This is a genomic window from Sulfitobacter sp. M13 (assembly GCF_053474885.1).
In genome coordinates, this window is sequence record NZ_CM130281.1 from 782801 (window position 1) to 795680 (window position 12880).

At 60.2% G+C, this 12880-nt stretch carries 10 protein-coding genes and 1 riboswitch; of the genes, 7 read left to right on the forward strand and 3 right to left on the reverse strand.

From position 1 onward, the window contains the following. Nucleotides 1-62: 62 nt before the first annotated feature. A complete protein-coding gene (locus tag ACVBAU_RS03695; RefSeq protein ID WP_335744835.1) occupies nucleotides 63-647 on the forward strand; it encodes a VOC family protein in 585 nt (194 codons plus the stop codon). 160 nt (nucleotides 648-807) lie between these two features. Continuing rightward, complete coding sequence (locus ACVBAU_RS03700) at nucleotides 808-1671, forward strand: porin (protein WP_138924372.1); 864 nt, start codon at nucleotides 808-810, stop codon at nucleotides 1669-1671. An 85-nt stretch (nucleotides 1672-1756) separates the two neighbouring features. Here ACVBAU_RS03700 and ACVBAU_RS03705 read toward each other — a convergent pair whose 3' ends face one another. Continuing rightward, nucleotides 1757-3325: a 2-isopropylmalate synthase gene (locus tag ACVBAU_RS03705; RefSeq protein ID WP_448327958.1), complete on the reverse strand. Its 1569-nt coding sequence runs from the start codon at nucleotides 3323-3325 to the stop codon at nucleotides 1757-1759. Between the two features lie 265 nt (nucleotides 3326-3590). On the opposite strand from ACVBAU_RS03705, the gene ACVBAU_RS03710 reads away from it, so the two are divergent. Next, the gene (locus tag ACVBAU_RS03710; RefSeq protein ID WP_448328901.1) at nucleotides 3591-4256 is read left to right on the forward strand and encodes an SDR family NAD(P)-dependent oxidoreductase; all 666 of its coding nucleotides are present in this window, start codon (nucleotides 3591-3593) and stop codon (nucleotides 4254-4256) included. Then, nucleotides 4250-5779: a cryptochrome/photolyase family protein gene (locus ACVBAU_RS03715; RefSeq protein ID WP_448327960.1), complete on the forward strand. Its 1530-nt coding sequence runs from the start codon at nucleotides 4250-4252 to the stop codon at nucleotides 5777-5779. The genes ACVBAU_RS03710 and ACVBAU_RS03715 overlap by 7 nt, the downstream gene beginning before the upstream one ends. On the opposite strand, the gene ACVBAU_RS03720 is transcribed toward ACVBAU_RS03715, so the two are convergent. Next, nucleotides 5776-7296, reverse strand: a complete 1521-nt coding sequence (locus ACVBAU_RS03720) for an MORN repeat-containing protein (protein WP_448327961.1) — start codon at nucleotides 7294-7296, stop codon at nucleotides 5776-5778. The genes ACVBAU_RS03715 and ACVBAU_RS03720 overlap by 4 nt on opposite strands. Before the next feature lie 173 nt (nucleotides 7297-7469). Here ACVBAU_RS03720 and ACVBAU_RS03725 point away from each other — a divergent pair, with 173 nt between their 5' ends. From ACVBAU_RS03725 to ACVBAU_RS03735, 3 genes are all read left to right on the forward strand, one after another. After that, nucleotides 7470-9128 (forward strand): NAD+ synthase, encoded by a 1659-nt coding sequence (locus ACVBAU_RS03725; protein ID WP_448327963.1) that lies wholly within the window; start codon nucleotides 7470-7472, stop codon nucleotides 9126-9128. Nucleotides 9129-9205: 77 nt separating this feature from the next. Beyond that, nucleotides 9206-10531 (forward strand): glutamate--tRNA ligase, encoded by a 1326-nt coding sequence (gene gltX / locus ACVBAU_RS03730; RefSeq protein WP_448327965.1) that lies wholly within the window; start codon nucleotides 9206-9208, stop codon nucleotides 10529-10531. Between the two features lie 96 nt (nucleotides 10532-10627). Further along, nucleotides 10628-12025, forward strand: coding sequence for an MATE family efflux transporter (locus ACVBAU_RS03735; protein WP_138924366.1), 1398 nt, complete (start codon nucleotides 10628-10630; stop codon nucleotides 12023-12025). Here the strand turns inward: ACVBAU_RS03735 and ACVBAU_RS03740 are convergent. Next, nucleotides 12005-12559, reverse strand: coding sequence for a gamma-glutamylcyclotransferase family protein (locus ACVBAU_RS03740; protein ID WP_138924365.1), 555 nt, complete (start codon nucleotides 12557-12559; stop codon nucleotides 12005-12007). The genes ACVBAU_RS03735 and ACVBAU_RS03740 overlap by 21 nt on opposite strands. A gap of 152 nt (nucleotides 12560-12711) precedes the next feature. Continuing rightward, a riboswitch (glycine riboswitch) is annotated at nucleotides 12712-12798 on the forward strand. The last annotated feature ends 82 nt before the right edge of the window (nucleotides 12799-12880 follow it).

A 12880-nucleotide genomic window follows, 5' to 3' on the forward strand; every position in this document is an offset into this window, starting at 1 on the left:
GTGGCATGATGCCGCCGCTGCGCTATGGTTTCCGTCAGGGCAGATATACGGGGATGCGAGAAATGCAGAAGATTCAAGTTATTGGTGTGCATCATATCACTTTGATGGGCGCGGATCGTCAGACCAGTATTGATTTCTGGGAGGGGTTGCTGGGCATGCCGTTTATCTTCGATCAGCCAAATCTGGACGATCCCGACGAAGGGCATCTGTACTTTGATCCCGGCGATGGCCGTTTGATCACCATCTTTACCAATGAAAACCGCAAACCCGTGCACAACCGCACACCGACCGATGCAGGCTGCGTGCACCACGTCGCGTTCGAGGTCGACCGCGCCATGTTCGACCAGGTTCTGGATCGGCTCAAGGAACGCGGGATCGGCAATTCCGGCGTCAAGGATCGCGGGTTCATGCATTCGATCTATTTCAAAGATCCGCTTGGATTCCTGATCGAATTGGCCTGCTATACCTTTATTCCGCCGCGCGGGTCATCCCATGCCGAGGTCATGCTCGAAGCGCATAAATTGCGCGTTGCACGTGGCGATCACCACATCGAACGCCAGCATCTGGCCGATGCCACCGTGATGATCGTAGAGCGCTCGCAGAGGTCCCTGTCGGAGGATCGCAGCGCAAAGAACCCCTATCGCTAAAGGCCGTCCGGCACCGATGCAGGCGGGTCAAACGCAGGCGGGTCAAAAATACCACATTCAAACGCATCATGACGGTGATTTCTCTTGGTGGTTGCAGGCGGATTCCGCCGCGCCTAAGAGCTGCCACACGAGCAATCATAAATTGTGCGAAGGAACCAGCATGATCCGTAATCTTTTTATCGCCTCCGTCTTGAGCGTGTCGGCAACCGCCGCTGCAGCCGAACTGACCTACGGCGCAGCATTCGCGAAGCTTCACGACTTTGACGTTGACGGCGCAGGCACGATCGACGTGAAATCCTTGGGCGGTGGCATCGAATACCGCTACGACAACTTCATCTTCTCGGGCGAATTGTCGAACATCGACATCGAAGGCGTCGACATTGAACTGGGCACCGTGGGCGTTGAATACGCGTTGGCCAACGGGTTCAACATCGGTCTGGACTACTCGCGTTTCGACCTTGCGGGGATGGATGCCGATGTGACCAGCCTCTTCGGGATGTATCAGTCCGGCGCACACACTTTTGGTGCCGCGATCGGTGATTCCTCTGATCTGGACGACATGACCTTCAGCATTTTCGCCGCTTGGGATGTAACACCCACAGGCACCGTCGGTCTGGACCTCGTTCACATCGAAGACGAAACGCTGTACGCTGCCTACGCCGACTATGACGTTGCGCAATACAACGTGCAGGCCGATCTGGTGAAACTGGACGATCTGAGCATCGTAGCCGTTGCTGGCGGGTATGAATTCGCCAACGGTTTCTCGGCCATCGGTTCTGTCGGGTTCCTTGATCTGGGCTCCGAAGATGTACGTGCGATCACCATCGGTGGTCAGTATGAATTCACCCCCGGTGCGAACGTAGAGCTGGCCCTGGGCCGCTTGGACTTCGACAACGGCGCAGACGTCGATCAAGTGACATTCGGCGTGAACTACGAACTGGGCCGCCGCACATCCAAGCGTCGTTCGTTGGGCAACATCTTCTCGAGCGCGACAGGTTCCTTTGCAGGTCTGACAGATTTCTAATCTGCGCTAACAAGACGACAGACAAAGAAAAGGCCCCCGAAATCGGGGGCCTTTTTTGCATCTTCGGGGCCGTGGTGCCGATGGTTCAGCCCACGTCCTTATAGCTGATCTCGCGCTTGTCCGTGCCGCCTCTTTCGCGGCGCACCAGCAGGCGGTTCAGCGCGTGGATATAGGCGCGGACCGATGCGACAACCGTATCGGTATCCGCTGACTGCCCTGTGACGATCCGGCCGTCTTCCTCGAGGCGTACAGAAACCGTCGCCTGCGCGTCGGTGCCTTCGGTCACGGCGTGTACCTGATACAGCTGCAAGCGCGCCGAATGCTCGACCAGCGCCTTGATACAGTTGAACGACGCATCCACAGGACCATCGCCAGTCTGCGACGTTTTTGCTTCGGTGCCATCAACGCTCAAGGACATCTCGGCCTTTTGCGGACCTTCGGTGCCGCAGACCACAGTCATGCTGACTAGCACAATACGGTCGCTTTCAGGGTCGGTCGCGGTGCGCATCAAGGCGATAAGATCGTCGTCGTAGATCTCTTTCTTGCGGTCGGCCAGTTCCTTGAAGCGGACAAAGACGTCCTTCAACTGGTTGTCGCCCAATTCATAGCCGAGGTTTTCAAGCTTTGAACGCAACGCTGCACGGCCAGAGTGTTTGCCCATCACGATGTTGGTTTCGGTCAGGCCCACGTCTTCGGGGCGCATGATCTCGAATGTTTCGGCGTTTTTCAGCATGCCATCTTGGTGAATGCCGCTTTCGTGGGCAAAGGCGTTCTTGCCGACGATGGCCTTGTTGAACTGCACGGCAAAGCCAGACACCGCAGCCACGCGGCGCGAGATATTCATCAGCTTGGTGCTGTCGATCTTGGTCTGGAACGGCATGATGTCGTTGCGGACCTTCATGGCCATTACGACCTCTTCCAGTGCGGTGTTGCCCGCACGTTCGCCCAAGCCGTTGATCGTGCATTCGATCTGGCGTGCGCCCGCTTCGACGGCGGCAAGGCTGTTGGCGGTCGCCATGCCCAAGTCGTTATGGCAGTGCGTGGCAAAGATGATGTCGTCCGCGCCGGGCACGTTCTCCAACAGTTTGCGGATCAGATCGGCGCTTTCGCGTGGTGCGGTATAGCCCACGGTATCGGGGATGTTGATCGTGGTGGCCCCTGCCTTGATCGCGATTTCCACGGTGCGGTAAAGGTAATCCAGCTCTGTCCGCGTGGCATCCATCGGGGACCATTGCACGTTGTCACACAGGTTGCGGGCGTGGGTAACCGTTTCGTGGATGCGGTCCGCCATCTCGTCCTTCGTGAGGTTCGGAATGGCGCGGTGCAGCGGCGAGGTGCCGATAAACGTGTGAATGCGGGGCTGTGCGGCATGTTTGATCGCCTCAAAGCACCGGTCAATGTCGCCGAGCTGGGCGCGGGCCAAGCCGCAGATGACCGAATTCTTGGACAGTTTCGCGATTTCGCTGACGGCGGCGAAATCCCCTTCGGAAGCAATGGGGAAACCGGCTTCGATCACATCAACGCCCATCTCGTCCAGCAGGCCCGCGATCTCTATCTTTTCGGCGTGGGTCATGGTCGCGCCGGGGGATTGCTCGCCATCCCGCAATGTCGTGTCGAAAATCAAGACGCGGTCTTGTTGTGTAGTATCTGTCATCTTTTGGGTTCTTTCATTCTGCTGTCTAAATCCGTGGCGCGCGGCACATCCCTCTGAGCGGGCGCGCCGGATGGCACGCTCAGAGGCGGATTAGGAGCAGTAGGTTGGCACGCAGGAAAGTCGCGCAGCGGCGCGGCAGGATCGACATATGATCGGCGTGTGTCATGGCGACAAGTTATACCCGCGCATTCGCAAATGGGAAGGGTTTTTCTGCGCCCTTTTTCCCGCGCTTGAAGGGGGGCTGTTTTCCGCTACGTTTCCCTGCATGAAACAGGTTTTGATTATAGGGGCCTCGGGCGGTGTCGGTGCCGCCTTGGCCGCCGCCTACGCGGCGCGCGGCGATGCGGTCACGCGGCTGTCTCGGTCGGTGGATGGGTTCAACATCACCGATGAGACAAGCGTGGATCGCCACATCACCGCTGTGGGCGGGCCGTTCGACGTGGTGCTGGTCGCCACCGGCGCGCTTGAGATAAACGGCGCTGCGCCCGAAAAATCTATCAAATCCATCAGCCGCGACGGGATGATGGATCAGTTCGCGCTGAACGCCGTCGGCCCCGCGCTGGTGTTGCGCCATGCGGGCGACCTGCTGCGGCGCGACAAGGGGTGCGTGTTTGCCGTGCTCTCGGCACGGGTGGGGTCGATCGGGGACAACCGGATCGGCGGCTGGATCAGCTATCGCAGCGCCAAGGCGGCGCTTAACCAGATCGTGCACACGTCCGCGATTGAACTGGCGCGCAGCCACAGGCACAGCATCTGTGTCGCACTGCACCCCGGCACGGTCAAGACCGGTTTCACTGCGAAATACCTTGCCCGTCATCCGGCTGTGGAGCCATCAGAGGCAGCGGGGAATTTGCTGGGTGTGGTGGACAGTTTGACGCCGAAAGACACAGGCCAGTTCTTTGATTGGTCAGGAAAGCCGGTGCCGTGGTAGGGCGCTTGGTGCTGGTCTTGGGCGACCAGTTGAACCAAACGCTTAGCGCGTTGGCACAGGCGGATAAAACGCATGACACCGTCGTCATGGCCGAAGTCGCGGACGAGGCGGCCTATGTCAGGCATCACCCTAAAAAGATCGCCCTGATCTTTGCCGCGATGCGCAAATTTGCCCAAGCCCTAGAGGCGGACGGCTGGACCGTCGCCTATACGCAGCTGGACGACACGGAAAACGCGGGCTCTATCGTGGGGGAATTGCTGCGCCGCACCGCGCAGACCGGTGCCAGCGATGTGCTGGCGACAGAGCCGGGGGAATGGCGTTTGATCGACAATTTGAAAGACGCCCCGCTGAAGGTGCAGATCCTGCCCGACGACCGCTTTCTCGCATCGCATGCCGAATTCGAGGCGTGGGCCGAGGGGCGCAAGGCGCTGCGGATGGAGTATTTCTACCGTGAAATGCGCCGCAAGACTGGCCTGCTGATGGACGGAGACCAACCCGCTGGCGGCAAGTGGAACTTTGATCACGACAACCGCAAGGCCGCGCCCGATGACGTGACCGTCGATGGCCCCCTGCGGTTTGAACCGGATGCCACCACCCGCGAGGTGCTTGATCTGGTGCAGGCGCGTTTCGGCGATAACTTCGGGGATCTGGAGCCGTTCTGGTTCGCCACCACTCGCGCAGAGGCCTTGCAGGCGCTGGACCATTTCATCGCCAACGCCCTGCCACAGTTCGGCGATTATCAGGATGCGATGCTGAACGATAACGCATTTCTCTACCATGCGATCCTGTCGCCTTACCTCAACATCGGCCTGTTGAACGTGACCGAGATTTGCGAGGCCGCCGCCGACGCCTATGCCGCAGGCGATGCGCCGATCAACGCGGTCGAAGGGTTCATCCGGCAGATCATTGGCTGGCGCGAATATGTGCGCGGCATCTATTTCCTCGAGGGGCCTGACTATACCAGTCGCAATGTCCTAGGGCATGACCGCGCCCTGCCGTGGTTCTACTGGGGTGGCGAAACACGGATGAACTGTGTGGCCAAGGCGGTAGGGCAGACCCAGACGCAAGCCTATGCGCATCATATCCAGCGGCTGATGGTGACAGGCAACTTTGCCCTGCTGGCGGGGATTGATCCGGCGCAGGTGCATGAATGGTATCTGGCCGTCTACGCCGACGCGTTCGAATGGGTGGAGGCCCCGAACACAATCGGCATGAGCCAGTTTGCCGACGGCGGTGTCATCGCGTCCAAGCCCTATGTCTCGTCGGGGGCTTACATTAACCGCATGTCGGACCACTGCAAAAGCTGCCATTATTCGGTCAGTGCGAAAACGGGCGACAAAGCCTGCCCGTTCAATCTGTTGTACTGGCACTTTCTGGACCGGCATCGCGACCGGTTCTCGAACAATCCACGTATGGGCAATATGTACCGCACATGGGACCGGATGGACGCCGACAAACGCAAGACGGTTCTGGCCGAAGGCGATGCCCTGCTCGCCCGTCTGGACGCGGGCGAGGTGGTCTAGCCGTCGTTGCTGTCTGCGTCGGTCGTGCTGTCCGCAGGAGCCTCTGCTGGTATTTCAGCCGTTCCCTTGGGCGTGGTATCGGTGTCGGCATCACTCGCGGGGGCCGCGCCCGTTTCCTGCGCGCCCGTTTCCTGCAATGCACCGTTCACCCACTGGCCAGTGACTTCCTCGCCCGTCTTATAGCGCATGGTGCCTTGGCCCTGACGTTTGCCGCCCTCGAACGACCCTTCGTAGATATCACCGTTGGGGTAGGTCGCGGTGCCGGCGCCGTCGATCTCTCCGCCGGACCACTGGCCGTCATAGGTGAACCCGTCGGGCATGGTGATCTTGCCGGTGCCATCGCGCAACCCGTCGGCAAAGCTGCCGGTATAGACTGTGCCATCGGGATAGGTCGCCGTGCCCATGCCGTTGCGCTGGCCATCTTTCCAGCTGCCATCGTATTTATAGCCGTCGGCATAGGTCATCACGCCCTGACCATCATTGCGGGCATTTTTGAACCCGCCCTCATAGACGATGCCGTTGGGATAGGTCGCTCGGCCTTCGCCTTCGATGACGCCAACGACCCATGATCCTTCATAGGTTGATCCGTCCGGATAGGTGATCTTGCCCTGACCGTCTGCCAGATCATCGCGAAAACTGCCTTCGTAGACTGAACCGTCGGGGTAGGTTACCTTGCCCATCCCCTCGATCTTTCCCGCAACCCAAGAGCCTGTGTAGACATAGCCATCGGTGCCGGTGAATGTGCCTTGTCCCTCGCGGCGGTCTTCCGCAAAGCTGCCCTCGTAGATGTCGCCCGTGGCGTAGGTCACTTTGCCGGTGCCTTGGCGCTGGCCGGCGACCAGATCGCCTTCGTAGATGTCGCCATTGGGCTGGGTCAGCGTGCCGGTGCCGTCGATCTGCCCGTCTTGCCACTGGCCGGTATAGGTCAGCCCGTCGGGCATGGTCAGCGTGCCGGTGCCATTGCGGTCGCCATCGACGATTTCACCATCATAAAGCGCGCCATCGGGGTAGGTGATCTTGCCCACGCCCTGCTTGACGCCGTCCACCCAGTCGCCCTGATACTCATAGCCGCCGGGGGATTGCATAACGCCTTTGCCGTGGTGGTTGGCATTGCGGAACGACCCTTCGTAGCGCACGCCATTGGCATATTGCGCGATGCCCTGACCGGTGATCGCGCCGGCTTCCCATTCGCCCTCGTAAGTGCCGCCATCGGCAAAGGTGATCTTGCCGAATCCGTCCGGCTTGCCCTTTTCAAAGTTGCCCTCGTAGACCGATCCGTTGGGAAAACGCGCGACGCCTTTTCCTTTGATCTCTCCGTCGACCCAATTGCCTTCGTATTCATAGCCGTTGGGCAGCGTGTAGGTGCCTGTCCCGTGCTGAACGCCGTCTTTAAACGTCCCCTCATAGACGCCACCATCGTCGTATTGCTTGCTTTGTACGTCGCCATCTTGCGCAAGTGCGGTGAAGGGCAGCAGCCCAAGGCAAAGGATCAGCGGGGTCAGGTTCAATTTCGTCATACAGCAACTTTCAAAAGAGAGTGCGGCCAAGAGCGGCGGGCGAGTTTGTTAACGCTTAGCCTATTCAATGGCCTGCGAGGGGGCAATCGTCTTTTGCCCGGCGGTGCGCCTTGGTCTTTTACTTGGCGCGTGATCTGCTACATCACTTGCGTAGATTATCGAAGGATCGCCTCATGACATCGCGTTTTCGCATCACGCTTGGCCAGTTGAACCCCACCGTCGGGGATTTGGCCGGAAACGCAGACCTCGCGCGGGATGCCTGGGCCCAAGGCAAAGAGGCCGATGCCGATCTGGTGGCTCTGCCAGAGATGTTCCTTGCCGGATACAATGCCCAAGACCTTGTGATGAAGCAGGCGTTCCAGCTGGATGTCATGACCCACCTCGAAGCGCTGGCCGCTGATTGTGCCGACGGGCCCGCGCTGGCCATTGGCGCACCTTGGGTCGAAGGGGCCAAGCTTTATAACGCTTATGTGATCCTCAAGGGCGGCAAGATCGCCAGCCGCGTGTTCAAACACAACCTGCCAAACGAGACTGTCTTTGACGAGGTGCGTATTTTCGACAGCGCGCCTTTGGGTGGGCCGTACGCCGTCGGCGATACCCGCATCGGCAGCCCGATCTGCGAAGACGCATGGCACCCCGATGTGGCCGAAACACTCGCCGAAACCGGGGCGGAGTTCTTGCTGGTGCCCAACGGATCGCCCTATTATCGCGGCAAGTTCGAGACGCGGTTGAACCATATGGTTGCCCGTGTGGTCGAAACTGAACTGCCGCTGATTTACCTCAATATGGTGGGTGGTCAGGATGATCAGGTCTTTGACGGGGCGAGCTTTGCGCTGAACCCCGGCGGCAAGCTGGCGTTTCAAATGCCGGCCTTTGACGCGCAAATCACCCATGTCGATCTGGAACAAACCGCCGAAGGCTGGCGCGTGGTCGAGGGCGAGAAGGTGCCGATGCCATCGGAGCTTGAACAGGACTACCGCGTGATGGTGCAGGGCTTGCGCGACTACATGGGCAAGACTGGCTTTAAGAAAGTGTTGCTGGGCCTGTCGGGCGGCATCGATTCGGCGATTGTGGCAACGATCGCTGTGGATGCGCTTGGCGCTGACAATGTGCGCTGTGTGATGCTGCCGTCCGAATACACGTCCCAAGCCTCGTTGGATGATGCTGAATCCGTCGCCAAGGCGCTTGGCTGCCGCTATGACTATGTGCCTATTGCGCAGGGGCGCGCGGCGATCACCGACACACTGGCCCCGCTGTTTGATGGCACCGAACCCGACCTGACCGAGGAAAACATCCAGTCGCGCCTGCGCGGGCTGTTGTTGATGGCGGTCAGTAACAAGTTCGGCGAGATGCTGTTGACCACAGGCAACAAGTCAGAGGTCGCGGTGGGCTATGCCACGATCTATGGCGACATGGCGGGGGGCTATAACCCCATCAAGGATATGTACAAAACCCGCGTCTTTGACAGCTGCCGCTGGCGCAATGAAAACCATCGCGATTGGATGATGGGCCCCGCAGGGGAGGTGATCGCGCCGCGTATCATCGACAAGCCGCCGACAGCCGAACTGCGCGAAGACCAGAAAGACAGCGACAGCCTGCCAGATTATCCCGATCTGGATGCGATGCTGACGATCCTTGTCGACGACGATGGGTCCATCGCCGATTGCGTGGCGGCGGGGTTTGACCGCGATGTTGCCAAAAAGGTCGAGCACCTGCTTTATATCAGTGAATACAAGCGGTTTCAGTCCGCCCCCGGTCCCCGTTTGACCAAAGGCGCGTTCTGGTTGGACCGCCGCTATCCCATCGTGAACCGCTGGCGCGACCCCAGTTGATCGCGCGCGAGCTGCTGCACGTTATCTAGACAATGACGCCGCGCTGTGACAAGCCAGCGGCCAATCAGGAGAACCCAATGACCATCACCCGCTTCGCCCCGTCCCCGACCGGTTATATCCACGTAGGCAACCTGCGCACGGCGCTGATGAACTATCTGATCGCCCGCAAAAACGGCGGCGAGTTCATCCTGCGGATCGACGACACCGATCCGGTGCGCAGCAAGGAAGAATACGTCGACGGTCTGAAAGAAGACCTGACGTGGCTGGGCCTGCATTGGGATCGCGTTGAACGCCAGTCCGAGCGGTTGGAGAAATACCACGCCGCCGCGGACGAGCTGCGCAAGATCGGGCGCTTCTATGAAGCGTGGGAAACGCCGACCGAACTGGATCTCAAGCGCAAGAAACAGCTGAACATGGGCAAGCCGCCGGTCTATGACCGCGCTGCGCTGAACCTGTCGGATGCGGAAAAAGCCAAGCTGCGCGACGAACGCGGCCCGGGCGTGTGGCGCTTTAAGCTGGATCAGGAACGGATCGAATGGAAGGACGGCATCCTTGGCGACATCTCGATTGATGCGGCGTCGGTTTCGGACCCCGTTTTGATCCGCGGTGACGGCCAGATTTTGTACACACTGGCGTCAGTCGTGGATGATACAGAGATGGGCGTGACCAATGTTGTGCGCGGGTCCGACCACGTGACCAACACGGCGACACAAATTCAGATCATGCACGCACTTGGCGGCACCGTTCCCTCCTTTGCGCACCATTCGCTGTTGACCGGTCCGCAAGGCGAGGCGCTGTCGAAACGTCTGGGCGTGCTGGCGCTGCGCGATCTGCGCGAACGCGGCGTGCATCCGTTTGCCTTGCTGTCCATCATGTCGCGTCTGGGGTCGTCTGATCCGGTCGAGCTGCGCACCGACATGGAGGCCTTGATCGATGGCTTTGACATCGAACGCTTTGGGTCTGCGCCGACCAAGTTCGACGTCGAAGACCTGTTCCCGATGACGGGCCGCTATTTGCAGACCCTCCCGCTCGAGGCGGTCTCTGATGAGATCGCAGCCCTTGGTGTGCCAGACGACAAGGCTGCACTATTCTGGCAGGTCACCCGCGAAAACGTCACGACACTTCGCGATCTTGAGGGATGGTGGCAGATGTTTAGCGTGGGCGCGGAGCCGGTGATCGCGGACGAAGACAAAGAGTTCGTCGCCGAGGCTTTGGCCTTGTTGCCCGAGGGCGAATTTGACGAAAGCACATGGAGCACATGGACTGCCGCAGTGAAAGAGCAGACAGGCCGCAAGGGCAAAGGGCTGTTCATGCCGCTGCGTCTGGCGCTGACGGGCAAGCCCCACGGGCCGGATATGGCCGCCGTGCTGCCGTTGTTGCAAGTCGTGAAGGCACGCGGGTGAAACGGGTCGGGTTCGCGGGCGCAAGTTCGGGAGCCTTCGGCGAGAGTTTATCTGGCAAAATGAAGCCGCTGTCGGCTGACATAAGGCGCGTCCATCATGGTTGATGGGCGCGCCAAATTTTTATCGGGCAACCTGTTCGGCCATGTGGCCAACATGTCTTTGCTGGCCTCTGTCGGGCTGGTGGCCGTGTTCCTTGTCGATTTCGTCGACATGATTTTCATTTCTATGCTGGGCAAGGCCGAGCTGGCGGCGGCCATCGGCTATGCCGGGGCGATCTTGTTTTTCACCACGTCTTTCGGGATTGGTCTGGGGATTGCGGCCGGTGCTTTGGTCGCGCGGGCCTTGGGGCAGGATGATGCGCAGCTTGCGCGAGAACGTACGACCCATGCGCTGTGCTATGGGGCGTTTTTCGGCGTGATCTTTGCGCTGTGTGTGTTTCTATCGCTGGATGTTCTGGTCGGATTGGTCGGCGCGCGCGGTGAGACGGCGACACTGGCGGTGCATTTCTTGCAGATTGTTGTGCCGTCCGTCCCGTTCCTCATGGTTGGGATGATGGGCAGCGCCATCCTGCGGGCGCATGGGGATGCACGCCGCGCGATGATGGCAACGATCGCGGGGGGTATCGTGAATGCCATTCTTGACCCCATCCTGATCTTTACCTTCGACCTGGGCCTGACCGGTGCCGCCTGGGCGTCTTTTGTCGCGCGGGTGGTGATTGCCTATACCGCGTTGATGCCGATCGTGCGCCATTATGGCGGGATCGCGATGCCACGTCCTTCGGGGCTGTGGCGCGATCTGTTGCCGGTGTTGGCCATCGCGGTGCCTGCCATCCTGACGCAGGTCGCAACGCCTGTAGGACAGGCATATGTCACCCGCGCCATGGCGGCCTATGGCGAAGACGCGGTGGCGGGCATGGCGATTGTCAGCCGGATGATGCCTGTGGCCTTTGCCGTGATCTTTGCCCTGTCTGGAGCGGTGGGGCCGATCATCGGGCAGAATTTTGGCGCGGGCGATCTGGGTCGGGTCAAACGGACCTATGCCGCGGGGGTCAGCTTTGCCGCCTTGGTGATCGTGGCGATTTCCGCCGCGCTGTTTGCGTTCCGCGCACCGCTGGCGGCGATGTTTGACGCCGAAGGCATTACGTTGACGCTGATCTATCTGTTCTGCGGCCCGCTTTCGCTGGCGTTCTTTTTCAACGGCGTGTTGTTCGTGTCGAATGCAGCGTTCAACAATATGGGCCACCCCTATTATTCGACGGTCACCAACTGGGGTCGCAACACGCTGGGGATGATTCCCTTGGTCTGGGCCGGCAGCCTGCTGTTCGGCGCGCCCGGCGTGCTGATCGGGCAGGCGGCGGCGGGGGTGGTCTTTGGGACGCTGGCGTGGCTTCTGGCGCGTCGGATGATCGCGCAAGGGGGGCAGCGCAAACGCGCCAAGCCCGAGGTCTTTGCCCGCGACGGGCGGTTGATGTCGCTACTGCACCTGCGCCGATAGGCGGGTCAGATTGTCGTCCACCAGCGCGGTTTCCTGCGCGGTAAGCGCTTGTGCACGCGGGTATTTCGGCGCGGCGCGGTCATTCAGGATCGGCGTGTCCCAGCCCCGCGTCGTGTCAAAGAACCGCTGCACGCCGTCGACCCCGTATTCGCGCAGGAACCCTTGGACCACGACATCAATATAGCTGAGCAAAATGGTGTGGTCGCCGGATGTCACATGGGTGTCCGTCGGCACTGAATAATGCGCCATGTCGGGGGCGGGAATGATGTCGTGTACGACAGCCCCGTTCGACCCGATGCGGTTGTAGTTGGTTTCGCGGGTATCCAGCGCCACCCAGTCCGCACCAGGCACCGCCGCGATCAACCCGTCGATGACGGTGTCTTTTTCAGGCAGCACGCTGAGAAAGACGTGCGATGCCCCTGCGATGCGAACCCAAAGCCGGTGCCACCCGTGCAACTGCGCCGGACGGGCGTCGGGGTAGGCGTGGGTACTGCGGTTTACGAGGCTGCCATAGCCGAAAAAATATGGTGTCATGCGCGTGTTTTGGCGCCGTGCGGCGCTGATGTCCACATCTTGCGCCTGCAGGTCGCGGTAGGCTGCTCAATATCGCGGCACGGGATGAAAGTTTTAGCGCTGCGCTGTCAACTTTGCTTGACGCAGCGCCGCGATCCGGCATAGCACTTGCCCACACCGTTACGGGAGAACCGGCGCAAGCCGGTGCCGAAGGAGCAACCGCCCCGGAAACTCTCAGGCGCAAGGACCGCAACGGGACCTAACAACTCTGGAGAGTGACGCAACAGCGTCCGCCGAAGGGATAACGATCTCAGGCGAAAGGACAGAGGGGGCATTTGACGG